We start from the raw sequence: 22609 nt of genomic DNA, 5'->3' as shown, positions 1-22609 counted from the left end.
GAGAGGTGTCGAGATGTCCGTGTTGCTTACCTTGCTGGCGGCGTTGATTGCCTCCGGCGTCTGCGCCTATCACCGCACCAGCCTGCGTACCTGGGCCATCGTCACCGTCGTCGCCACTCTCGTGGTGGGTCTGCTGGTGCGCGCGCCGGCCACGATGGTGATCCTGCTCCTCATCGAGCTGGCGATCGCGCTGCCGCTGCTGATGGTGGACTTCCGCCGCAAGCAGATCAGCGCGCCGCTGCTGAAAATGTTCGCGAAAGTCACGCCGAAGCTTTCCGAAACGGAACAGACCGCGCTGGAAGCCGGCACCGTGGGTTTCGAGGGCGAGCTGTTCTCCGGCAAGCCGGACTGGCATGAACTGCTGAAGCAGCCCAGGCCCGAGCTCTCCGTGGAGGAGCAGGCCTTCATGGACGGCCCGGTGGAAGAGCTGTGCGCGATGATCGACGACTGGCAGATCACGCACGAACTGGCCGACCTGCCGCCGAACGTGTGGGAGTTCATCAAGAAGAACAAGTTCTTCGGCATGATCATCCCGAAGCAGTACGGCGGCCTGCAGTTCTCCGCGCTGGCGCACTCGGCGGTGCTGCAGAAGCTGTCCACGATGTCGGCCACGGTGTCTTCGACCGTGGCGGTGCCGAACTCGCTGGGCCCGGCCGAGCTGCTGCTGCACTACGGCACCGACGAGCAGAAAAACCACTACCTGCCGCGCCTCGCCGTCGGCGAGGAAATCCCCTGTTTCGCGCTGACCGGGCCGTATGCGGGCTCTGATGCCACCTCGATTCCCGACGTGGGCATCGTCTGCAAGCAGATGGTCGACGGCGTGGAAACGCTGGGACTCAAGCTCACCTTCGACAAGCGCTACATCACGCTGGCGCCGATCGCCACGGTGGTCGGCCTTGCGTTCCGCATGTACGACCCCGAGCACCTGCTGGGTGAAGAAGAGGATCTGGGCATCAGCCTGGCGCTGCTGCCGCGCTCGACGCCGGGGCTGCAGATCGGCCGCCGCCATTTCCCGCTGAACATTCCGTTCCAGAACGGCCCGGTGCACGGCAAGGATGTGTTCGCGCCGCTGTCGGTGCTGATCGGCGGACCGAAGATGGCGGGCCACGGCTGGCGCATGCTGGTCGAGGTGCTGTCGGTGGGCCGCGCGATCTCGCTGCCGTCCAACGCCACCGGTGGCATGCGCGCCTCGGCGCTGGCCACCGGCACCTACGCGCGCATGCGCAAGCAGTTCGGCCTGGCGGTGGCGCGCTTCGAGGGTGTCGAGGAGGCGCTGGCGCGCATCGGCGGCCTGGCTTACGCCACCGCCGCGCTGTCGCGCGCCACGGCGGCGGCGGTCGATCGCGGCGAGAAGCCGGCGGTCACCTCGGCGATTGCCAAGTACCACGCCACCGAGTGGGCGCGCCAGGTGGCGGCCGACACGATGGACGTGCACGGCGGCAAGGCGGTGCAGCTCGGGCCGAAGAACTACGCCGGCCGCGGCTGGTCGGCGGTGCCGATCGCGATCACGGTGGAAGGCGCCAACATCATGACGCGCAGCCTGATGATCTTCGGCCAGGGCGCGATCCGCTGCCATCCGTACGTGCTGAAGGAAATGCAGGCGCTGTCGATCGCCGACCGCGGCGAGCAGCTGAAGACGTTCGACCGGCTGCTGTTCGGCCACCTCGGCTTCGGCATCTCCAACGCGGTGCGCAGCTTCGCGATGGGACTCTCCGGCGCGCGCATCGGCGAGGCCGCCGGCGATGCCTACACCCGCCGCTACTACCGCAAGCTCGATCGCTACTCCGCCGCGCTGGCGCTGTGCGCCGACGTGTTCATGGGCGTGCTCGGCGGCAAGCTGAAGTTCAAGGAGAAGCTGTCGGCCCGCCTGGGCGACGTGCTGAGCTACCTGTACATCGCCAGCGCCATGCTCAAGCAGTACGAGGACAACGGCCGGCCGGAAGCCGACCGCCCGTTCCTGGCCTGGGGTTTCCACGAGTGCATGTGGCTGATCCAGAATGCGCTGGACGGCGCGATCCGCAATTTCCCGGTGCGCCCGGTGGCGTGGCTGCTGCGCGTCCTGGTGTTCCCGCTGGGCCGCCGCGAGGTGCCGCCGTCCGATCGTCTGGGCCGCCGCGTCGCCGCGCTGCTCACCGCGCCGAACGAGGCGCTCGACCGCCTCACCGACTGGGTCTACACCACGCCCACGCCGAACAACACGATCGGCCGCATGAAGGCGCTGCTGCCGGACGTGATCGCCGCCGAGCCGGTCGACCGCAAGTTCGGCAAGGCGCTCAAGTCCGGTCAGTTCAGCTCGCACGACTATCTTGACCAGCTCGTCGAAGCACAGCAGGCCGGGGTGATTTCCGAAGCGGAGGCGGAGCTGCTCAGGCGCGTGCGCGAGGGCGTGTTCGAGTTCATCTCGGTCGACGATTTCGATACCGACGAGATGCGTGCGTTCAAGACGCGCGCGGACGCCGGGTGAGCCGTGCGGACCGGTTCCATTCTGGAGGGTGACCGGTGAGCGCCTCGGTGCTGTCGCTGTATCGGCGCATCACGCGCTGGCCCGCGGGCCACTGGCTCTTCTCGCGGCTGATCTGTCTGAAGGCGCCGTATTTCACCACCATCGCGCCGCGCTTTGTGACATTGCAGCCGGGCCGCTGCGAGGTACGCATCCGCGATCGCCGGCGCGTGCACAACCACATCGGCACGGTGCACGCGATCGCGCTGTGCAACCTGGCCGAGCTCGCTGCCGGCATGATGGCCGAGGCGACCGTGCCGGCGGACATGCGCTGGATACCCAAGGGCATGAGCGTCGAGTACCTGAAGAAGGCGGTCGGCTCGATGCACGGCACGGCGACCCCGGAGGCGGCCGCGCCGCTGGCGGGTGCGAGCGGGGAATGGCCGGTCAGGGTAGAGGTGGTCGATGGCGCGGGCGACACGGTGTTCCGCGCACGCGTGCTGATGTGGTTGTCCCCGCGCAAGCGCGGCTGAACCTCACGGGCTCCGGCGCCGCCAGCACGGCGGCACGATGCTGCCGCGGCGCAGGGCGACGGCGAGCAGGCCCAGCGAACACAGCGTGCACAGGCTCAGCGCCACCACCGACGCCTCGGCGCCGAACACGCCGCCGCTGAGCCAGTCCGGACCGGGGCGGCTGGAAACCAGCCAGCCTTCCGCCTGCGAGCCCGACACCGGGATGCCAAAGATCGTGCCCTGGGCGAAGTTCCACGCCGCGTGCACGCCCATGCACACCGGCAGCGAGCGCGTCACGTGGTAGAGCAGGCCGAACAGCAGGCCCGCCTCGATCGCGATTGCCGCCGAGCTCCACAGCGTGGCGCCGGGGTTGGCGATGTGCACCGCGCCGAACAACAGGGCCGAGATGGCCAGGGCCAACCACGTTCCCAGGCCTTCCTCGACGATGCGAAACAGCACGCCGCGGAACATGATCTCCTCGCCGATACCGGCGCCCAGCCCCACGACCAGCAGCGCACCCAGCCAGGGCGCGTCAGCGCGGATGGCCTCCACGTGGTAGCTGCCGGCCAGCCACAAGGCCGCCACCACGGCGCTGAACAGGACCAGCCCGATCAGCACGCCAAGCAGGCCTTGCGGCAACAGCGTGCGCGGGGCCAGCTCGGCGAGCGGCCGGCGTTCGATCAGCCTCACCAGGATCAGATATGCCGCCAGCGGTACCAGCGCACGCAGGACGAACTGCGCCAGGTCGCGCTGCAACACCGGCGTGTCCTTGTCCAGGCCGAGTGCGAAGAAGGCGAACTGCACCGCCACCATGAGACCCGCCAGCCAGGCCACGAAGATCGCGATCCGCGCCGGTGGGGAAAACAGCAGCCAACGCTGCCACCGAGGTGCCGCGGCCGGTGTGGAAAACGCCAACGTCTGTTGTTGCATGCAGCCTCCCCTTGTGCGAACGCCCAAGGTAGCGGCGTGCCGGCGCGCTGGCCAGTGGGCCGGGTGCCCGGCTTTGCTCAGGCTTCCACGGAGGCGGCATGCTCGCGGGTGGCGGCGAAGCGCACCTGCGGCCAGCGCTCCTGCGCCAGCTGCAGGTTGACCCGCGTCGGCGCGATGTAGACCAGCTCGCCGGCACCGTCGATGGCCAGGTGCATCGCGTTCTTCTCGCGAAACTCATCCATCTTTTTCTCGTCGTCGCAATGCACCCAGCGCGCGGTGCTCACGCCGACCGGCTCGAAGCTGGCGTCGACGTTGTATTCGTCCTTCAGTCGGTACGCCACGACCTCGAACTGCAGCACGCCGACCGCGCCGAGGATCAGGTCGTTCGACATCAGCGGGCGGAAGAACTGCGTGGCGCCTTCCTCGGAAAGCTGCGCCAGGCCCTTCTGCAGCGCCTTCATCTTCAGCGGGTCGCGCAGCCGCGCGCGGCGGAACAGCTCGGGCGCGAAGTTCGGGATGCCGGTGAAGGTGACCAGCTCGCCCTCGGTGAAGGTGTCGCCGATGGTGATGGTGCCGTGGTTGTGCAGGCCGATCACGTCGCCCGGGTAAGCCGTCTCGACGATCTCGCGGTCGCTGGCCATGAAGGTCAGCGCGTTGGCGATGCGCACCTCCTTGCTGGTGCGCGTCTGGATCATCTTCATGCCGGCGTTGTAGGTGCCCGAGCACACGCGCATGAACGCGACGCGGTCGCGGTGCGCCGGGTCCATGTTGGCCTGGATCTTGAACACGAAGCCGGACAGCTTCTCCTCCTCCGGCTGGATCTCGCGCGTGGTGGTGGCGCGCGGGCGCGGGCTGGGCGCGTGCTCGACGAAGAAGTCCAGCAGCAGCTGCACGCCGAAATTGTTCACCGCCGAGCCGAAGAACACCGGCGTCTGCCGGCCGGCCAGGTACTCGTCGATATCGAAGGAGGGCGCGGCGCCCTGCACCAGCTCCAGTTCCTCGCGCAGCTCGCGCATCGCCTCCGCACCGATCTTCTCTTCCAGCCCCGGTGCATCCAGGCCCTTGAAGATGGTCGAGTCCTGCCGCGTGAAGTTCTTGCCCGCCTCGAAGATGTGCACCTCGTCCAGCGCCAGGTGGTACACGCCCTTCAGCCGCTTGCCCATGCCGATCGGCCAGGTCAGCGGCGCGCAGGCGATGCCCAGCACCGACTCCACCTCGTCCAGCAGTTCGATCGGCGAGCGGCCTTCGCGGTCGAGCTTGTTGATGAAGGTCATGATCGGCGTGTCGCGCAGCCGGCAGACTTCCATCAGCTTGATCGTGCGCTCCTCCACGCCCTTGGCGCAGTCGATCACCATCAGCGCCGAATCCACCGCGGTCAGCACGCGGTAGGTGTCCTCGGAGAAATCCGCGTGTCCCGGTGTGTCGAGCAGGTTGACGATCTTGCCGTCGTACGGGAACTGCATCACCGACGAGGTCACCGAAATCCCGCGCTCCTTCTCCAGCGCCATCCAGTCCGAGGTGGCGCTGCGCGACGTCTTGCGACTCTTCACCGAGCCGGCCATCTGGATCGCGCCACCGAACAGCAGAAGTTTCTCGGTCAGCGTGGTCTTGCCCGCGTCCGGGTGGCTGACGATGGCGAAGGTGCGGCGGCGGCGGGTTTCTTGGAGATGGGTGGGCATGGGGTGCGGGTCGGCGAGAGCGCGAACCGGTAATTGTAGCGTGGATCAGCCGTTGGCCCGGGTTGGCCGCCTCCGCCGCGCCGGCTGCCGGGCAGCGGAACGTGCCTGACGGTGCACTCTGGCCGCATCGTTTCGACCTGCCGGCTCGTCACCCCAGCGAACGCTGGGGTCCAGCGCCTTTGGCGGTTTCGTGGGTTGTCCAGCGGCCCGGAAGGCAAAGGCTTTCGTGCGCCTGCGGCGCCCGAGTTACTTTCTCTTTGCGTGGCCAAAGAGAAAGTAACCAAAGAGAAAGGCCACCCCGCTTGGCGCTTGCCGGGCATCCTGCCCGGCAAGTCCGTGAGCCGGGGCCGGGCTTTTCGAACGGGCATCCTGCCCGTGCGAAAAGGAGTCGACGTCCTGTCGACTCCCGCTGCGCGGCCTGTCGACCCCGCCTCACCGCCGCACAGGGGCCCCGGGTAGAGCAGCGCGCCATCCTGGCGCGCACTCGGTGCGCCACCGCTGCGCGGTGGCGGACGAGCCGGTTGCCAGGGTCGCTGTTTTGAGTGTCCTATCCTCTGTTCACGACAGTGCCTTGATCTCCGCAATAGCGGCAGCGTAGCCAGCTTGTGTGAGGCGATAGCCCGACTTGGCGTCGCCGTGAGCGAGCTTTCCCGCGTGGAGATCGCGAAGCTTGTTGCGGACTGTTCCCGCGTTTCGGCGGCTGAGACTTCTAACAACCGATTCCACAGATACGGCATCGGGGTAGTGGCTATGTAGCAGGATTAGTATCTCAGCACGCACCGAAACCTCCGCGTGAATGAGTCTGGTGCCGTCAATCTCTTCGACGAGTGTTCCTGCGGGGGCCTGCACCAACTCGATCAACGCACCAGCCTCTTGCATCGAAACGCCGGTCGCGTGACGGAGTAGCTCGGCTGTAATCCACGCGGCGCCTTGGTGCGTGAATGCCAGATCGTGAGTGTTTGTGTCGACGTCGTTCTTATGGGCGATGTTCCGCTTGTTGCGGAAGGTGTATATCGAACGTGCCACGCGAGCAGCGCAGATGCGGAGCCCCTCGGGAAGCGAGGTATTTTCGATCTTCTTTCCGAGGTAGTCGTCAACACTCGGCTTCGTTTCGTAGGTTCCAGTATCGATATGCTGGAGGCACTGCACGAAGGTCTCGACGAACTTGCCAGGCGCAGCACGCTCTAGCGTCCTCGTCGCGCAGTCGCGCCTGATCTTCACTAGATCGGCCGCCAAGTCAGTGGCCAACTTCGGGTCAAGAAGCGCTGACAGGGCGGCCGCTAGGCGCGCCTCATCCATGCAGCATCTCCACGACGCGCTTCACTCCCTCGTAGCTGACCTTGTACAGCTTGCGAGCCTGTCGGCTAGTTCCGCTCTTCTTGAGCTGCAGGATGAGCATCGGCTTCTGACTCTTCATCGTATCGATTGCGTCAGTGATGTTCGCAACCTTGTGACCAAGGTGAGTCAGCTCCTTATTAGCCGCCGCCGCAGTAAAGCTCTCCGCAGCTTGGCACACTTGGAACCAGTAGCCAGCGACGAGGGCCTTCTCGCCGTTGGTGCTCGGGTCTGCCGCCGCGTAGAGTTCAGCGAAACTCGAGAAAGTCTGCGCCCCCTTACCCGCCCCACTTGCGGCCTCAGGCTCGTTCTCATCGTCGTCATTATTGTCATCGCCACTATCATCGACCGCTGCCGCGCCGCGACCACCCACGATCTTGCTATTCATCCCTAACAAGCTGGCGATGTACGTCAGGACGCGCGTGCGCCCTTCCCCGTCCAGCGGCGCAAGAGCGTCGTGAACGGCCCTGATTGCCTCGAATTCCTGAGTAGCCTGATCCGCCATGACTAATGACTCCATATGGACTCATTCGCATCATATCACGATTTTACTTGAGCTAAAGGCTCATGTGTGGCGCGCATAGAATGCGAAATGAGAGCCAAAAGAATTGGACTGGCTGAGGCTGGGGAAAAGTGTCTGGGACAATTGCCGGCACTGACACCTTCTCGCCTTTGGCTCCTTTTGCGGGCCGGGTGTTCGCGGAGGCTTGGTTGTTTGTTGGCCCCGAAAGTAAACGCTTCTCTGCGCCTGTTACGCCGCCTGAATCACGAATTCGCTGGCCGTGGCGATGGGCTGTACGTTGCGCAATGTGCGGCGCATCTCGACCAGGCCGTAGCGTTCCATCGTCTTGAGCGTTCGCGAAAGATCGCTGGGCGCGCGGCCGGTGAGTTCCGCGAGCTGACTCAGTGACGTGGGCTTCTGTTCCCGGATGATGCGCAGCAACGCGCGGTTGTCGTCGGACAACACTTCGGCCAGCGAGCGCATCGAGGTGAACCAGACCTTCGGCTCGCCGGGGCGTGGCCGATGATCGCCGCGTGCAACGGCCAGTGCGCGGGCGCGGATGGCTTGCTGGGAGGCGATGCCGATGACCAGCTTTTTCATGACTTCATTTCCTCAAGTACGCGGTCGACTTCGTTGAAGAAATCCTCTGGCAGTTGCTGTGAGAAACCCGGGTCAGGGTGAATTTTCGAGTGTTCGCTACGGTCGGGAGCCGACATTACGCCAGCTCTGCTATCTACCTCACTTCGCCAGCTGCGTCAGCACCCGATGCCAGAACTCCAGCCCCGCCTCGACCTCCGAAGCCGGCAGCCTTTCGTTGAGTCCATGCGCGAAGGTGTCGTCGGGTTTGGTGAAGGCGGCATCGATGCCGTAGCTGGGGACGCCGGCGGCGCGGAAGTGCTTGCTGTCGGTGGCGCCGGCGGACATGCTCGGCACCACGTCCACGCCCTGGAAACGTTGGTGCACGGCGGCGGTGACGGCGGCGATCACGTCCGGGCGCAGCGGCGAGGCGGCGTTGGGCACCGGCGGAGTGGAGACCCGGGTCACGCTGGCGGACTTGTCGTCGATCACCTTGACCAGGGTGTCGCGCACGCTGTCGACCGAGGTGCCCGGGAAGATGCGGCAGTTGATGTTGACGCTGGCGCTCTGCGGCAGCGCGTTGAGCGCGTGGCCGCCGTTGAGCATGGTGGCCACGCAGGTGGTGCGGATCTGGCCGACGTAGGCGGGGTCGGCGGAGATGGTGGCTGCCGCCGCGGCGTCGTCGGGGTGGGCCGCGAACTGCGTCATCGCCGCGCCGAGCGGGCCGGGGATGTGGGCGCCGAGTGCGCGCAGCGAGGCGAGCGTGATCTCGTTGCTCTGCGGCGGAAACTGGTGCGCGGCGACGCGGTCGATGATGCGCGCCAACCGGTAGATCGCATTGTCCGCGTTGGGCTCGCTGGAATGCCCGCCGGCCGAGGTGAGGGCGATCTGGAAGTCCGCATAGGTCTTCTCGGCGGCCTGGATCTGGTACAGCAAGGGCTTGCCGGTCTTGGGGTCGAGGGTGCCGCCGCCGGCGTCGGCGTTGAGCAAGAATTCGGCGTCGTGATAGCGCTTCGCCAACTCGATGGTGGAAGCCATGGCGGTCTCTTCGTCGCCGGACAGCAACAGGATCAGGTCGTGGCGCGGCTTGAAGCCTTCGCGCTTGAAGCGGATCAGTGTCTCGACCAGCGCCACCGCCGCGGCTTTCATGTCCGCCACGCCACGGCCGTAGAGGTAGCCGTTCTCCTCGACCAGGGTGAACGGGTCGCGGGTCCAGTCCTCGCGCTTCGCCGCCACCACGTCCATGTGCCCGGACAGCAGGATCGGCCGGCCTTCGCCGGTGCCGCGATAGCGCGCCACCAGCGCGGCGGTGTGGTCCACCGGAATGATTTCGACGTCGCCGTCGGCAAAGCCGGCGGCCTTGAGTTTGTCGGCCAGGTACGCGGCCAGCACCGGCACCTGGCGTTCGCCATCGACCGTGCGGATGCTGACGGCATGTTTCAGCATGGCCATGGTCTCGGGCAGTGCCCCGGTGGCGGTGGCGGTGTCGGCGCGGGCCAGCCCGATGCCGGCGCAGAAGACCAGGGAGGCCGCCGCGGCGGAACCGAGCGTTCGTGATGCTCTCATTCGGGATCCCCTTGCATGCCTTGAACGAAGCCCGAGTATGCGCGACGGCTCGCGTGCCTGCCATGCCGGGTTGGCTACGGCGCTGTGCTAACCTTGCCGCCGCGCTGCGGGCTTTGCCGGCAGCGCAACATCCCTTGGGGAGTAGCCTGCCTCGCTGCGGCGAGGCGTCTTCGTCAACATGCTCGGCGTCCATCCGCCGTGGCGAAGACACCGATCCTGGTTGGCGAGACCAACGGCTCACGGCGCCACTGCGGTCGGGCGCGTCGTGGTGCCGTTGCGCCTGGCCCGACCGAATGGCTGCTCATGAACCCCGTCTCCATCCTGTTGCTTGGCTTTGCCATGTCCACCGATGCGTTTGCCGCGGCGATCGGCAAGGGCGCGGCGATGACGCGTCCGCGGCTGTCCCAGGCGCTGCGTGCCGGCGCGATCTTCGGCGTGATCGAGGCGATCACACCGGTCGTCGGCTGGCTGCTGGGCAAGGGCGCTTCGCGCTACATCGAGGCCTGGGACCACTGGGCCGCGTTTGGCCTGCTGCTGGCACTGGGCCTGCACATGATCTGGAACGGGCTCAAGCCCGAGCCGGACGAGCCGGTCGATGAAGCGAAGCGGCACGGTTTCGTCGGGCTGGCCATCACCGGCCTGTCCACCAGCATCGACGCGCTGGCGGTGGGCGTGGGGCTGGCCTTCGTCGATACGCCGATCGCGGTGGTCGCGGTGGTGATCGGCCTGTGCACCTTCAGCATGGTCACGCTGGGCATCATGCTTGGTCGCGCGCTGGGCGAGGTGGTGGGCAAGCGCGCGGAGATGATCGGCGGTTTCATCCTGATCGGGGTGGGCGTGGTGATCCTGTACGAGCACCTGGCCGGGTGAGGCGACGCCCACTCCGCTGGCACGGTCGCGCCGTGCGGTCTACTTCGCCAGTTTCGTCAGCAGGCTGTGCCAGAAATCCAGCGCGGCCGGGACCTCGGAGGCCAGCAGTTTTTCGTTGAGGCCGTGGGCGAAGCTGTCGCCGGGTTTGCCGAAGTTGGGCGAGACGCCGTAGCTGGGCACGCCGGCGTTGCGGAAGTGCAGGCTGTCGGAGGCGCCGGCGGACATGCCGGGCACCACGTCCAGCCCCGGGAAGCGCTCGTGCACGGTGGCGGTGACGGCGGCCACGATGTCCTCGCGCAGCGGCGAAGCCGGGCTTTGCACGGGCGGCGGTTGTTGCACGGTGATCTTCACGCTGGGGTCGGCCACCACCTGGTGGAGCGTGGCCTCGACGGCGGCGACGCTGGTGCCGGGGAAGATGCGGCAGTTGATGTTGGCGCTGGCGCGTTGCGGCAAGGCGTTGAGTGCGTGGCCGCCGTCGAGCATGGTCGCCACGCAGGTGGTGCGCAGCTGGCCGACGTAGGCGGGGTCGGCCGAGATGACCGCGGCGGCCCGGGCGTCGTCGGGGTGGGCGCTGAACTGCAGCATGGCCTGCGCCAGCGGGCCGTGGCTGTGTTCGCCCACCGCCTTCAGCGAGGCCAGGGTGATCTCGTTGTGCTGCACCGGGAAGGCGTAGCCGGCGACGCGATCGAGCGCCTGGGCCAGCCGGTAGATCGCGTTGTCGGGCGTCGGTTCGCTGGAATGGCCGCCGGGCGAGGTGACGGTGAGCAGGAAGTCCGCATAGGTCTTCTCGGCGGCCTGGATTTCATAGTCCACCGGCTTCAGTCGGTCGTCGAAGGTGCCGCCGCCGGCATCCGCGTTGAGCAGGAACTCGGCGTCGTGGTAGCGCCTGGCCAGCTCGCGGGTGGAAGCCATCGCGGTCTCCTCATCGCCGGAGAACACCAGGATCATCTCGTGGCCGGGCACGAAGCCCTCGCGCTTGAAGCGCATCATCGTGGCGACCAGGGTGACCAGGTTGGTCTTCATGTCGGCGGTGCCGCGGCCGTACAGGTAGCCGTTCTCCTCGATCAGCGTGAACGGGTCGCGGCTCCAGTCCTTCGGGTTGGCCGCCACCACGTCCATGTGCGCCGAGAGCAGGATCGGCTTGCCCTTGCCGCTGCCGCGGTAGTGCGCGACCAGCGCGGCGGTCTCGCCGACCGGGATGACCTCGATGTCCGACTTGGCGAAGCCGGCCGATTCCAGCTTGCCGGCGAGATAGCGCGCGAATGCCGGCACCTGGCCCTTGCCTTCCACCGTCTGCGCGGCGATGGCATGGCGCAGCATGGCCATGGTTTCGGGCATCAGCTGTGCGGTGGTTTCGGCGCCTGCGCTGGAAGGTAGCGCAAGCGCCAACGCGAGGCCGACACAGGGCAGCAAGTGGCGCATCGACATGGCGGCATTCCAGGCAGTGGTGTTGAATGCCGAGTATATCCGCCAGTGCACGCCCATCAGCCAGTGGCGGCAAGGATTTCAGCTGGGTGCGGATTCGTCGCCGCTGCCGTCCAGGAAACGGTAGCCTATGCCCGGCTCGGTCTTCAGCCAGCGTGGCGCGGCGGGATCGTCGCCCAGCTTCTGGCGCAGGCGGCCCAGCACGATGCGCAGGTAATGCGTGTCCTGCACATGCGTCGCCCCCCACACCTCGCGCAGCAATTGCTGCTGGCTGATCACGCGGCCGGCATGGCGCAGCAGCAGGGAGAGCACGGCGTACTCCTTGCGGGTCAGCGCGATCTGTTTGCCATCGAGGCTGACTTCGCGACGGGCCAGGTCGATCGCCAGATGGCCGTCGTCATACCGCGGCGGCACGTCGGCCGCGCCGGTGGCGGGATGGTGGCGCAGCAGGGCACGCAGCCTGGCCATCAGTTCCTGCATGCCGAACGGCTTGGTCACGTAGTCGTTGGCGCCGTTGTCCAGCGCGCGCACCTTCTCGCTCTCGGCGCTGCGCACGGACAGCATCAGCACCGGCACCGAGCTCCATTGGCGCAATTCGGCCAGCACTTCATGGCCTTCGCGGTCGGGCAGGCCCAAGTCGAGGATGACCAGATCGGGCGATTGGGTAGCGGCCAGGGCCAGGCCTTCGGCAGCGTTGGCCGCCTGCAGTACCTGATAACCCCCGGCACGCAGGCCGATGTCGAGGAAGCGACGGATCTGCATCTCGTCGTCTATCACCAGCACGCGTGGCGCGGAAGTGTTCAAGCGCTGCTCTCCGGTGCGGGTGGCAGGGGCAGGGTGATGCGGATGGTGGTGCCGCCGCCAGCGGTGGCCAGCGCTTCCACGCTGCCGCCGTGCGCGCCGATCATGCCGCGACAGATCGACAGGCCCAACCCGGTGCCGTTGTTGCCGCGATCGCCACGCGAGACCGAATGGAACATGTCGAAGATGCGCGCCCGCTCATCCGGCGGAATGCCCGGCCCGTGATCGATCACCTCGATCTGCAGCTGTTCGCCGATCACCGCCGCCTCCAGGCGCACGGCCTCGTCGGGCGGCGAGAAGTGTGCGGCGTTTTCCAGCACGTTGAACAGCGCCTGCTCTATCAGCGCCGGGTGCACATAGAGCAGTACCGTCTCCTGCGGCAGCGCGGTCTGCACGGCGAGCGCCGGGAAGAACCGGCGCAGCCTGTCGGTGGCGGTCACCAGCACTTCGGTCGCATCGACCCAGTCGCGATGCAGCTTGAGCGCGCCATGGCCGAGCCGGGTCATGTCCAGCAGGTTCTGGATGTAGCGGTCCAGCCGCTGGCCCTCATGCACGATCGACTGCAGCAGCTCCTGCCGTTCGTCCCGCGGCAGCTGCGTTTCGTACATGGCTAGGGTGTCGGCGGCGCCGATCATCGAAGCCAGCGGCGAGCGCAGGTCGTGCGAGACGGAGGAGAGCAGGGCATTGCGTAGCCGCTCGGTTTCGCCCTGCACGCGGGCCTGCTCGAGCTCGTGCGCCAGGCGGGCGCGTTCCAGTGCCAGTGCGATGTCCTGGCTCATCGCGAGGGCCAGCTCGCGCCGCTCGGCATCGGGTTCGTCCGAACCTCGCGTGGCAAACACCACCGTGCCGTGGCCGTGGGTGCCGACGGTCAGCGGAACCACCCACTCGCCGCCGGACTCACCGTTTCGATCGACGGCGGATGCTTGCTCGGCAGGGTTGATGTGGGCGGTTGCGCCGACCGCCTGCGTCAATGCGCGAGCGCCGACCTCGCGAATCGCCGCGGCACCGGCGGCGGTGGCCAGTTGCCTGCCCAGCTGCAACAGCGTGCGCGTGCGCTGCTGCGCTATCCGCAGGGAGGCGATCTGGTCGGAGAGCCGGGTGGCCATGCGGCTGCAGACGAGCGCGACGATCAGGAACAGCACGATCGCCAGCACGTCGTCGCCGTTGGCGATGGCCAGCGTGTACCGCGGGCGGGTGAAGAAGAAGTTGTAGCCGAGGAAACACAATACGGCCGTATAGACGGCTACCGCCATGCGCTTGCGTACCGCGACGGCGAGCACGCCGGTCAGAAGGATCAGCGAGAGATTGGCGATCGACAGGTAGCGGTCGGCAACGAAAGTCAGCGCAAAAGCCGCCAGCGTGACCGCGGTGGCGAAAAGGTAGTCGGCCGCGGCCGCGGCCGCGGCCGCGTCGTGCGGGCGGCGTGGCGCCGGCTCATGCATGCGACGGGAGTTCCCGGCGATGGGTCGATGGCCGATGTGGTGTCATATCTCCACCTCCGATCCCAGTTCGATGCGCCGGTTGCCGGGAATCCGGAAGAACGCGGTCGCGGACAGCGCATTGTGCGCCATGAAGGCGAACAGGCGGTCACGCCAAGCCGCCATGCCGTGGGCATGCCGGCCGGCCACGACGGTCTCGCGGGACAGGAAGAAGGTGGTATCCATCATGTCGAACGGCAGGCCGTGATGGCCGCACTGTGCCAGTCGCAGCGGTATGTCCGGGTCCTCGCTGAAACCGAAACGCAGGCGCAACCGGGTGAAGCCCTGGCCCAGCGCAGTCCATGCAAGTCGTTCCGGAGGTTCGGCTCGGGGCGTATCCAGTGTCTCGACGGTAAGCAGCACATTGCGCTCGTGCAGCACCTTGTTGTGTTTGAGATTGTGCAGCAACGAGCTGGGAATCGCCTCGGCATTGGCGGTCAGGAACACCGCGGTGCCCGGCACGCGCACCAGCGGATGATCCGCCAGGTTGCGGATGAACGGCGCCAACGCCACGCCGCCTTGCTGGATTTCCCGTACCACCAGTTCGCGTCCGCGGCGCCAGGTCGTCATCACCGCGAACACGCACAGGCCCAGCGCCAGCGGAAACCAGCCGCCGTGTTCCACCTTGACCAGGTTGGCGCTGAAGAAGGCGACGTCCACCGTGAGAAGGGCAGTGCCCGTGGCGATCACGGCCGGCAGGCGCCAGCGCCACTGGTAGCGCGCCACCACCAGTGCCAGCAGGGTGGTGGTGACCATGGTGCCGGTGACGGCGATGCCATAGGCAGCGCCCAGGTTGTCCGACGAGCGGAAGCCGAGCACGGCCGCCACGATCAGGATCAACAGGATTCGGTTGATCCACGGCACATAGATCTGGCCGGCCATCTCCGACGAGGTGTGCACCACCCGCATGCGCGGCATGTAGCCCAGCTGCATCGCCTCGCGCGTCATCGAAAACGCGCCGGAGATCACCGCCTGCGAGGCAACCACGGTGGCGGTCGTGGCCAGCGCGATCATCGGATACAGCATGAAGCGCGGCACCAGGTGATAGAACGGATTGGCCACCGCGGCGGGGTCGTGCAGGATCAGCGCGCCCTGGCCGAAGTAGTTCAGCACCAGTGCCGGCAGCACGAAGTTGAACCAGGCCAACTGGATCGGGCGCCTGCCGAAGTGGCCCATGTCCGCATACAGCGCCTCGGTGCCGGTAACCGCCAGCACCACTGCCCCGAGCGCGAAGAACGCCTCGGCGTGGTTGCGCAGGAAGAAGTCGATGCCGTAGGTCGGGCTGAGCGCCCGCAGAACCTCCGGATGGCGCGCGATGCCCAGCACGCCGAGGCCGGCGATGCTGATGAACCAGATCACGCAGACCGGGCCGAACACGGCGCCGATCCGATGCGTGCCGTGCTTCTGCAGCCAGAGCAGCCCGATGATCACCCCGACGGTGATCGGCAGCACCCAGGGCTCCAGCCGCGGTGCGGCGACCTTCAGCCCCTCGACCGCCGACAGTACCGATATCGCCGGCGTGATCACGCCGTCACCATAGAACAGGGCGGCACCGAACAGGCCGAGCACGATCAGGCCCATGCGCAGATACGGCACGTCGCGCGCGCTGCGCTGGGCCAGCGCCAGCAAGGCCATGATGCCGCCTTCGCCGTTGTTGTCGGCGCGCATGATGAACAGCACGTACTTGATCGACACCACGATGATCAGCGACCAGAACACCAGGCTCAGCGCGCCCAGCACGTTCGCCGGCGTGACCGGTACGCCATGCTCGCCGAACACTTCCTTCAACGTGTAGAGCGGGCTGGTGCCGATGTCGCCGTAGACCACGCCCACGGCGCCCAGTGCCAGGGCGGCGAGCCGGCGCCTTTGCGACGGGTTGTTCATGCGCCATGGCCGATGGCGATGGGCCCGGCGGATGCCGGTGCGACGGGAAGAACGACGAGGTGAAACATCTGCACTGCCTGGAATGGATCAGGCGCGCAGTCTGGGCGCCGGGCCGTAACAGCGGCATAGCGCCACGCGCTGACGGCATAAAATTCGCGTAAAAAGTGCCGTGGTCGCCGCGGGCAGTCACCAGCGAAAAGGCCCGGGATGCCAGCTCCCGGGCCTGCTCCATGTGTCGCGGTGGTTCTCGTCGCAGCGGCTGTCGGACCTACTTCGCTTCCTTCTCCATCAGCTTCTCCACCATGCTGGCGGGCACTTCCTGGTAGTGGTCGAAGATCATGCTGAAGTTGCCGCGGCCGCTGGTGGCCGAGCGCAGGAAGTTGATGTAGCCGAACATCTCCGACAGCGGCACGAAACCCTGCACGAAGGCCGACGTGCCTTTCTGGCCCTGGTCGGAGATGCTGCCGCGGCGACGGTTGATGTCGCCGATGATGTCGCCGAGGTAGCTCGCCTCGGTGACCACCTCCAGGCTCATGATCGGTTCGAGCAGCTTCGGCTTGCTGAGCTTCTGCGCCTCGCGGAAGCAGGCGCGCCCGGCGATCTCGAAGGCCAGTGCGGAGGAGTCCACGTCGTGGTACTTGCCGTCGATCAGGCGCGCCTTGAAATCCACCACCTCGTAGCCGGCCACCTGGCCCTGGCGCGATTCGACCTCGATCGCGTGCTGCACCGCGGGGATGTATTCGCGCGGCACCCGGCCGCCGACCACCTCGTCGGAGAACACCACGCCCGAGCCCGGCTCGCCCGGCTCGAAGATGATCGTCACCTCGGCGAACTGGCCGGAGCCGCCGGACTGCTTCTTGTGCGTGTAGGTGTGCTCCACCGTCTGCCCGAACGCCTCGCGGAAGCTGACCTTGGGCTTGCCCATGTTCGCTTCCACGCCCAGCTCGGTGCGCATGCGGTCGATGGTGATTTCCAGGTGCAGCTCGCCCATGCCCTTGAGCACGGTCTGGCCGGTTTCCTGGTCCACCTCCATGCGCAGCGAGGGGTCGGCCTTGACCATCTTGTAGAGCGCGGTGGAGAGCTTGTCGACGTCGTTGCGGTTCTTCGGCTCCACCGACACGCTGATCACCGGGTCGGGGAAGCGCATGCGTTCGAGCAGGGCCGGGTGCGCCGGGTCGCTCAGCGAGTCGCCGGTCTCGGTCTCCTTCATCGAGACGAAGGCGCAGATGTCGCCGGCGCGGGTCTCGTCGATCTCGCGGGTGTGGTCGGCCTGCACCTCGACGATGCGGCCCACGCGCTCCTTCTTGCCGCGGGTGACGTTGAGCAGGGTGTCGCCCTTCCGGATCACGCCGGAGTAGATGCGGCAGAAGGTCAGCGTGCCGAACTGGTCGTTGATGACCTTGAACGCCAGCGCGCGCGCGGGCGCATCGTCGGTGACCGGCTGTTCGCCGATGGCGTTGCCGTCCTCGTCGACGATGGAGATGCCGCCGTTCTCGCCCGGGTAGGGCATGTAGTCGACCACGGCATCCAGCAGCTGCTGCACGCCCTTGTTCTTGTACGAGGAGCCGCACAGCACCGGCACCAGCTTGCCGCTGACGCAGCCCGTGCGGATGCACTTCTTCAGCACTTCCGGGTCGTGCTCGCCGGTTTCGATCAGGCGCTCGAAGGCGTCATCGTCCATCGCCAGCGCGTGTTCGAGCAGCTCCTGGCGCAGCGCGGGCAGTTGCGAGAGCCACTCGTTGTCGGCGGCCGCGGCGAACTTCAGGCGCTGCTGCGCCTCCTCGAAAGAGACAGTTTCCCACTTGCTGTCCTTGTCGTCCGACTGCCAGATCAGCGCCACGCCGGCGACCAGGTCGGCCATGCCGCAGAACTCGTCGCTGCTGCCCAGCGGCACCTGGCACAGCAGCGCCGGCGCGTTCAGGCGTTCGCGGATGCCCTTCACGCAGTGCGCGAAGTTGGCGCCGATGCGGTCCATCTTGTTGACGTAGCACAGCCGCGGCACGTGGTACTGGTCGGCCAGGCGCCAGTTGGTCTCGGTCTGCGGCTCCACGCCGGCGACGCCGTCGAACACGACCACGGCGCCGTCCAGCACGCGCAGCGAGCGGTTCACCTCGATGGTGAAATCGACGTGGCCCGGGGTATCGATCAGGTTGATCTGATGGCCCTTCCACTCCGTGGTCACCGCCGCCGACTGGATCGTGATGCCACGCTTGCGCTCCTGCTCCATGTAGTCGGTGGTGGTGGAGCCCTTGCCGTCCTTGGTCTCGTGCGTGTTGACGATCTGGTGCTTGCGGCCGGTGTAGTACAGCACGCGCTCGGTCGTCGTGGTCTTGCCCGCGTCGATGTGCGCGATGATGCCGATGTTGCGGAAACGTTGCAGGGGTTTGCTGCGAGCCATGACGCGCGTCCATTGGAGAGGGCCGGAAGCGCAGGATGCGACCGGCGATCCGCCCATTGTAGCGAGGAGGGACGTGCAGGGATCAGGGCGTGGCCGGGCGCGGGTGGCGGTGCGCCACGCGCTGCCGCTCCCCCGGGGATGGGGAGGGTGAGGGGATGAGGTTCTTGTTCTCGCTCCTCGTTTGCCGGGAGCGAGCCACCCGACCCTCCCCGCAAGCCGGGGAGGGGGCGCAGGCTCAGCCCGCGACGATGCCGTAGTGCGGGTCGTTGCGCGCCGGTTCGCCCAGTTGGCTGAGCAGGATCGCGGTGCGGATGGTGAAGTCGTTCCAGCTCGGCAGCGCGGCCAGTTCCAGCCAGTCGGTCCACTCGGGCGCGAGTGAGCTGTCGTTGCGCCGTGCGGCGGCCTTGCGGCCGTCCAGGATGGCGTCGCGGATCGCCGGCATGCACGACATGAAGTGGCGCATGGTGTCCTTCTCCGTCACGGACAACCGGCTTGCCGGCGACTCCACCAGCCAGGTGCCGGCGGCTTCCATTTCCCACTGGTATTCGCCGGCCAGGAACCAGGTGAACACGTCGCCCTCGGCTTCGCCGGCGGCGACCGCGCGGGCGTGCTCCATGAAGCGGCGCACGGTCTGGTCGTGTCGATCTGACGTATCGGCGGAGTCGGTTGTAGTGGCCAGCATGTGCGTGTCCTCGTTCCCCAGTGGCGACGACCCGGCGAATGGGGCGCGTCGCGTTGCCTGCCTTGGCTCATGCACGAGCGGTGCCAAAAGTCTTGTCCACGCCGCCGGCCGCGCCAGCGCGGGCAGCGCCGGCCCAGGCTGCGCCTGCCTCGGCCGGTCGCGCTGCCGGCGGCCAGCGACGCGATGCGTCAGCTTGTGACCGGCGCGACCCTCAGCTCAGGCGGTTGCCCTCGAGCAGGTCTTCGTGGAAGGCGCCGAAGGGTTCGCTCGGGTGGGCGAGCTGGATCTCCAGTATCCACAGGCCGCTGGCCGGCACGCGGTCGAGGTCGCCGAGGTCGCCGCCGTGGTGGATCGCATGCGGAAAATCGCTGACCCGGTGGCCCTTGATCGCCTGGTTGAAACGCCAGCCCATGGCCGCGGCGCGTTGGGCGGCGAAGGCGTACAGGGCGCGGCCGCTCAGGCCGTCGTGGCGCCAGGCGTCGGCCACCTGCCGGAACAGGGCGCGCGCCGCGTCGGCGCAGGCCTGGCGTTGCGGCGCGTGACCGACCACGAAGGTATCGCCCACGTCGCCTTCGTGGCCGTCGAAGACCAGTCCGAGGTCGATGAAGTAGCTGTCGTTCTCGCCCAGCCGCACGCCCGGCTCGGAAGGTTCGCGGAACCCCTTGGTGGTGTTGCGGCCGATGCGGATCAGCGGCCGGTGCCACAACCGCTCGCTGCCGAGTTCGGCGAACACCTCGTGGGCGAGCGCCACCGCCTCGGGTTCGCTGATGCCCGGTTGCATGCGCGCGCGAATCGCCTGCAGCGCCGCCCAGCTGCGCTCGCGGGCGCGCAGCATCAGCGCCGGATCAAAGCGCGCCCCCACCGCTTCCCGGGTGGTGCCCTGCGCGCGGCTCAAGCGAGCACCAGCAGCAACGCGACCGCGGCCGGCAGTGCCTGGAACCAGAGGATCTTGCGCGCCGCGGTGAGCCCGCCGAACACGCCCGCGGCGAGCACGCAGCCAAGGAAGAACACCTTGATGGCGAACCCGTCCGGACCCAGCCACACGCCCCAGATCAGCCCGGCGACGAGGAAGCCGTTGTACAGCCCCTGGTTGGCCGCCAGCGCACGCGACTGTTCGGCGAACTCCTCGCTGAGGCCGAACGCGCGGCGACCGGAAGGTCGCGTCCACAGGAACATCTCGAGGATCAGGAACCACAGGTGCAGCAGCGCGATCAGGACGATCAGGAGGTTGGCGACGAGGGGCATGGCGTGCTCGCGATGAGGCCGTTCGGTGATTGTCGCAGCGGCCGATTCGATGGCGCAAATGGCCGCCGGCGAGGTGCGCTCAGGCGCCGGGGGACGCCGGCGCCGCAGCGCGAAAGGTCACCACCAGCACGTCGCGATGCGACGCTTGCGCCGGGTCGATCGGGGTGACCGCGGTGACGCCATGGCTGACGCGGGCGTCGATGACCATGGCCGCGTCCAGCGGATGGGCCAGGGTGAAACTGCCCAGCAGCGCGCCGTCATCGGCGTGGATGGTGGTGGTGCCGCTCTCGATGTTCTGGCGGTCGATCAGCAGCACCAGCACGTAGTCGACGCCGTCGTGGTGGACGCCCTCCGGGGTGGGCTCGCCAGGCTCGTCGGCGCGCGCCTCGATGCGGAACTGGTGCGTCTCGACATGCCAGCGGCGCGGCCCGCCGGCCGCCATCGGGGCGAACAGCGCATGCGCAAACTGCAGGATGCAGCGCATGCTGGCGCCACCGGCCAGCGCCGGCCGGATCGGCAGGAACCAGCGCTGGATGTCGCCCTGCAACGGGTTGTAGCGCGCGCTCTGCCAGTGCGGCTGGTGCGGCTGGCGCTGCAGCGTGCCGTCCGGCTCGATCGCGAACGTGGCGTGGCGCCGGCTGCGATGCCGACCTACCGCCGCCAGGTAGGTGTCGGGTGCCAGGTCGTTCCAGCTGGCGCGAAAGGCCGGCCAGTCGTCCATCTCCGGCATCGGCAGCAACTGGCGCATGTGTTCGGCGGTGACGAAGGCGAAGCCGTCGCGATGCAGGCGGGCCTGCAAGGCGGGGCGGTCGAGAGGGGGAGTCATGGGGCGACACGGTAGCAGCATCCCCCGCAGCCGGACAGTGCGCCGATCGCGCAACCCGTAGGGCGGGCACTGCCCGCCGCCATCGCTCGAAAATGCGACGGAATGTCACCCACCCATATAAACGTTTAGATGTTTAGACGTCTATTGACACAAGGCGTTCCAGGCGCCACCATCCGCCCACTCATCGAGACCGGCTGAGGGACAGGCCCTTTGAAGCCGGGGCAACCTGCGGAGCGTTTCCGTCAAGGTGCCAACTCCTGCGGAGGTGCGCGGTGCACCTGCCGGTAGATGGGCGTCACCCGTTTCGCGGCCTGCGCCGCCGAGTCACGGGCGGCGGCCACTCCGGTCCCCCGCGGGGCGATGCCGACCGGAGCCACTGGCATGACCTTGCAGTCCCAAGCCCGATGTATCGACACCCCGCACGACGCGTTCGTGCCGTCGGGGGAACCGTGCCTGCGCCTGGCCGCCCGGCGCGACAGCCGCCGGCTGATCCTGCAGCCGAAGTACGGCAGCGGCCCGCGCGAAGTCGAGGTTGGCTACGCGTGGCACGGCGCGGTGGGCGGACCCACGGTGATCGTGCAGGGCGGCATCTCGGCCGATTGCGATGTCAGCGGTGCGGCCGGCTGGTGGCGGGAGTTGGCCAACGACGGCGCGGCGATCGACCTGACCCGTTGCCGGGTGCTGTCGATCGACTGGCTGGATAGCGCGCAACTCGGCGCCGAGGCAGTCTCCAGCGAGGACCAGGCCGATGCGCTGGCTGGCCTGCTGCGCGTGCTGGGCATCGCCCGCGCGCATGCCTTCGTCGGCTCGTCCTACGGTGCGATGGTGGCGCTGGCCTTCGCCGCCCGCCATCCGCGTGCGGCAGACCGACTCGTGCTGCTGGCCGGTGCCCACCGGCCGCACCCGCTCAGCACCGCCCAGCGCAGCGTGCAGCGCGGCATCGTGCGGCTGGGCCAGGCCAGCGGCCATGTCGACGAGGCGCTGGCGCTGGCGCGGCAGCTGGCGATCACCACCTATCGCGGCAGCGCCGAATTCGGACGCCGCTTCGCCGGCGCGCCCGAGCAGCGCGCGGAACGCTTCCATTTCCCGGTCGAGGATTACCTGGAGCACCAGGGCCGGCGTTTCGTCGAGCGCTTCGATGCCGATCGCTTCCTCGCCCTTTCCGAATCGATCGACCTGCACCAGCTCGAGCCCGAGCAGGTGGCCGCGCCGGCGACGCTGATCGGCTTTCCGTCCGACCGGCTGGTGCCGCTGGCCGACCTGTGCGAGTTGCAGCGCCGCCTGCGCGGCCCGGCCACGCTCGAAGTGGTCGAGTCGCCCTACGGCCACGACGCCTTCCTGAAAGAACCCGAACAACTCGCGCCGCTGCTGCGCGAGGCGCTAGCCCTGTAGGGCGGGCACTGCCCGCCATTCGCCCGGCACCGGCGGCGGGCGGTGCCCGCCCTACGACCAGAAGACAC

At 67.6% G+C, this 22609-nt stretch carries 18 protein-coding genes, 1 pseudogene and 2 riboswitches; of the genes and pseudogenes, 4 read left to right on the top strand and 15 right to left on the bottom strand.

What is annotated here, in order from left to right; genetic code table 11:
• Positions 1-13 precede the first annotated feature (13 nt).
• Entirely contained in the window at positions 14-2464 is a 2451-nt protein-coding gene (locus tag ACVCL3_RS07555) for an acyl-CoA dehydrogenase (RefSeq protein WP_447100882.1), read from the top strand.
• Between the two features lie 35 nt (positions 2465-2499).
• Entirely contained in the window at positions 2500-2973 is a 474-nt protein-coding gene (locus ACVCL3_RS07550; RefSeq protein ID WP_447100881.1) for a hotdog fold domain-containing protein, read from the top strand.
• Positions 2974-2976: 3 nt separating this feature from the next.
• Here the strand turns inward: ACVCL3_RS07550 and ACVCL3_RS07545 are convergent, their stop codons facing one another.
• The 6 genes from ACVCL3_RS07545 to ACVCL3_RS07520 all read right to left on the bottom strand — a co-directional run bounded on the left by ACVCL3_RS07545 (position 2977) and on the right by ACVCL3_RS07520 (position 9540).
• Entirely contained in the window at positions 2977-3882 is a 906-nt protein-coding gene (locus tag ACVCL3_RS07545; RefSeq protein ID WP_447100880.1) for a CPBP family intramembrane glutamic endopeptidase, read from the bottom strand.
• A 77-nt stretch (positions 3883-3959) separates the two neighbouring features.
• The gene (locus ACVCL3_RS07540; protein ID WP_447100879.1) at positions 3960-5561 is read right to left on the bottom strand and encodes a peptide chain release factor 3; all 1602 of its coding nucleotides are present in this window, start codon (positions 5559-5561) and stop codon (positions 3960-3962) included.
• A 558-nt stretch (positions 5562-6119) separates the two neighbouring features.
• Positions 6120-6860, bottom strand: a complete 741-nt coding sequence (locus tag ACVCL3_RS07535; protein WP_447100878.1) for a hypothetical protein — start codon at positions 6858-6860, stop codon at positions 6120-6122.
• Positions 6853-7401, bottom strand: coding sequence for a hypothetical protein (locus ACVCL3_RS07530; protein ID WP_447100877.1), 549 nt, complete (start codon positions 7399-7401; stop codon positions 6853-6855). The genes ACVCL3_RS07535 and ACVCL3_RS07530 overlap by 8 nt, the downstream gene beginning before the upstream one ends.
• A gap of 246 nt (positions 7402-7647) precedes the next feature.
• Positions 7648-7998 carry an HVO_A0114 family putative DNA-binding protein gene (locus ACVCL3_RS07525; RefSeq protein ID WP_447100876.1) on the bottom strand — a complete coding sequence of 117 codons (351 nt, stop codon included), beginning with the start codon at positions 7996-7998 and terminating at the stop codon, positions 7648-7650.
• A 138-nt stretch (positions 7999-8136) separates the two neighbouring features.
• Positions 8137-9540 carry a M20/M25/M40 family metallo-hydrolase gene (locus tag ACVCL3_RS07520; RefSeq protein ID WP_447100875.1) on the bottom strand — a complete coding sequence of 468 codons (1404 nt, stop codon included), beginning with the start codon at positions 9538-9540 and terminating at the stop codon, positions 8137-8139.
• A 131-nt stretch (positions 9541-9671) separates the two neighbouring features.
• A riboswitch (yybP-ykoY riboswitch) is annotated at positions 9672-9810 on the top strand.
• 33 nt (positions 9811-9843) lie between these two features.
• Between ACVCL3_RS07520 and ACVCL3_RS07515 the strand changes: the two genes are divergently transcribed.
• Complete coding sequence (locus ACVCL3_RS07515; RefSeq protein WP_447100874.1) at positions 9844-10410, top strand: manganese efflux pump MntP; 567 nt, start codon at positions 9844-9846, stop codon at positions 10408-10410.
• A 39-nt stretch (positions 10411-10449) separates the two neighbouring features.
• On the opposite strand, the gene ACVCL3_RS07510 is transcribed toward ACVCL3_RS07515, so the two are convergent.
• The 9 genes and pseudogenes from ACVCL3_RS07510 to ACVCL3_RS07470 all read right to left on the bottom strand — a co-directional run bounded on the left by ACVCL3_RS07510 (position 10450) and on the right by ACVCL3_RS07470 (position 21149).
• Positions 10450-11838, bottom strand: coding sequence for a M20/M25/M40 family metallo-hydrolase (locus tag ACVCL3_RS07510; RefSeq protein WP_447100873.1), 1389 nt, complete (start codon positions 11836-11838; stop codon positions 10450-10452).
• Between the two features lie 78 nt (positions 11839-11916).
• A complete protein-coding gene (locus tag ACVCL3_RS07505) occupies positions 11917-12597 on the bottom strand; it encodes a winged helix-turn-helix domain-containing protein (RefSeq protein WP_447099594.1) in 681 nt (226 codons plus the stop codon).
• A gap of 38 nt (positions 12598-12635) precedes the next feature.
• Positions 12636-14021 (bottom strand): annotated as a pseudogene (locus ACVCL3_RS07500) (sensor histidine kinase); the annotation flags it as partial.
• Positions 14022-14120: 99 nt separating this feature from the next.
• The gene (locus ACVCL3_RS07495; protein WP_447100871.1) at positions 14121-15998 is read right to left on the bottom strand and encodes a potassium transporter Kup; all 1878 of its coding nucleotides are present in this window, start codon (positions 15996-15998) and stop codon (positions 14121-14123) included.
• Between the two features lie 268 nt (positions 15999-16266).
• Positions 16267-18396, bottom strand: a complete 2130-nt coding sequence (gene fusA, locus ACVCL3_RS07490; protein ID WP_447100870.1) for an elongation factor G — start codon at positions 18394-18396, stop codon at positions 16267-16269.
• A gap of 235 nt (positions 18397-18631) precedes the next feature.
• Positions 18632-19078: a hypothetical protein gene (locus tag ACVCL3_RS07485; protein WP_395116610.1), complete on the bottom strand. Its 447-nt coding sequence runs from the start codon at positions 19076-19078 to the stop codon at positions 18632-18634.
• A 211-nt stretch (positions 19079-19289) separates the two neighbouring features.
• Positions 19290-19973 carry a M24 family metallopeptidase gene (locus ACVCL3_RS07480; protein ID WP_447097127.1) on the bottom strand — a complete coding sequence of 228 codons (684 nt, stop codon included), beginning with the start codon at positions 19971-19973 and terminating at the stop codon, positions 19290-19292.
• Positions 19970-20323: a DUF1304 domain-containing protein gene (locus ACVCL3_RS07475; protein ID WP_447097126.1), complete on the bottom strand. Its 354-nt coding sequence runs from the start codon at positions 20321-20323 to the stop codon at positions 19970-19972. The genes ACVCL3_RS07480 and ACVCL3_RS07475 overlap by 4 nt, the downstream gene beginning before the upstream one ends.
• 79 nt (positions 20324-20402) lie before the next feature.
• Positions 20403-21149, bottom strand: coding sequence for a 2OG-Fe dioxygenase family protein (locus ACVCL3_RS07470; protein WP_395116616.1), 747 nt, complete (start codon positions 21147-21149; stop codon positions 20403-20405).
• Positions 21150-21327: 178 nt separating this feature from the next.
• Positions 21328-21444: riboswitch (SAM riboswitch) on the top strand.
• 86 nt (positions 21445-21530) lie between these two features.
• Between ACVCL3_RS07470 and metX the strand changes: the two genes are divergently transcribed.
• On the top strand, positions 21531-22541 hold the full coding sequence (gene metX, locus ACVCL3_RS07465; RefSeq protein WP_447100869.1) for a homoserine O-succinyltransferase MetX: 1011 nt from the start codon (positions 21531-21533) through the stop codon (positions 22539-22541).
• Positions 22542-22609: the final 68 nt, after the last annotated feature.

The organism is Rhodanobacter sp. UC4437_H4, assembly GCF_052978425.1.
Note: the sequence above shows the minus strand (reverse complement) of the source record. Positions and strands in the feature narration are given on the sequence as shown.

Coding starts and splice junctions, on each gene's coding strand:
- ACVCL3_RS07470 (WP_395116616.1), bottom strand. CDS start 21,149: ATGACTCCCCCTCTCGACCGCCCCGCCTTGCAGGCCCGCCTGCATCGC.
- ACVCL3_RS07510 (WP_447100873.1), bottom strand. CDS start 11,838: ATGTCGATGCGCCACTTGCTGCCCTGTGTCGGCCTCGCGTTGGCGCTT.
- metX (WP_447100869.1), top strand. CDS start 21,531: ATGACCTTGCAGTCCCAAGCCCGATGTATCGACACCCCGCACGACGCG.
- ACVCL3_RS07515 (WP_447100874.1), top strand. CDS start 9,844: ATGAACCCCGTCTCCATCCTGTTGCTTGGCTTTGCCATGTCCACCGAT.
- ACVCL3_RS07555 (WP_447100882.1), top strand. CDS start 14: ATGTCCGTGTTGCTTACCTTGCTGGCGGCGTTGATTGCCTCCGGCGTC.
- ACVCL3_RS07535 (WP_447100878.1), bottom strand. CDS start 6,860: ATGGATGAGGCGCGCCTAGCGGCCGCCCTGTCAGCGCTTCTTGACCCG.
- ACVCL3_RS07495 (WP_447100871.1), bottom strand. CDS start 15,998: ATGAACAACCCGTCGCAAAGGCGCCGGCTCGCCGCCCTGGCACTGGGC.
- ACVCL3_RS07545 (WP_447100880.1), bottom strand. CDS start 3,882: ATGCAACAACAGACGTTGGCGTTTTCCACACCGGCCGCGGCACCTCGG.
- ACVCL3_RS07530 (WP_447100877.1), bottom strand. CDS start 7,401: ATGGCGGATCAGGCTACTCAGGAATTCGAGGCAATCAGGGCCGTTCAC.
- ACVCL3_RS07505 (WP_447099594.1), bottom strand. CDS start 12,597: ATGCAGATCCGTCGCTTCCTCGACATCGGCCTGCGTGCCGGGGGTTAT.
- ACVCL3_RS07485 (WP_395116610.1), bottom strand. CDS start 19,078: ATGCTGGCCACTACAACCGACTCCGCCGATACGTCAGATCGACACGAC.
- ACVCL3_RS07475 (WP_447097126.1), bottom strand. CDS start 20,323: ATGCCCCTCGTCGCCAACCTCCTGATCGTCCTGATCGCGCTGCTGCAC.
- ACVCL3_RS07525 (WP_447100876.1), bottom strand. CDS start 7,998: ATGAAAAAGCTGGTCATCGGCATCGCCTCCCAGCAAGCCATCCGCGCC.
- ACVCL3_RS07540 (WP_447100879.1), bottom strand. CDS start 5,561: ATGCCCACCCATCTCCAAGAAACCCGCCGCCGCCGCACCTTCGCCATC.
- ACVCL3_RS07520 (WP_447100875.1), bottom strand. CDS start 9,540: ATGAGAGCATCACGAACGCTCGGTTCCGCCGCGGCGGCCTCCCTGGTC.
- fusA (WP_447100870.1), bottom strand. CDS start 18,396: ATGGCTCGCAGCAAACCCCTGCAACGTTTCCGCAACATCGGCATCATC.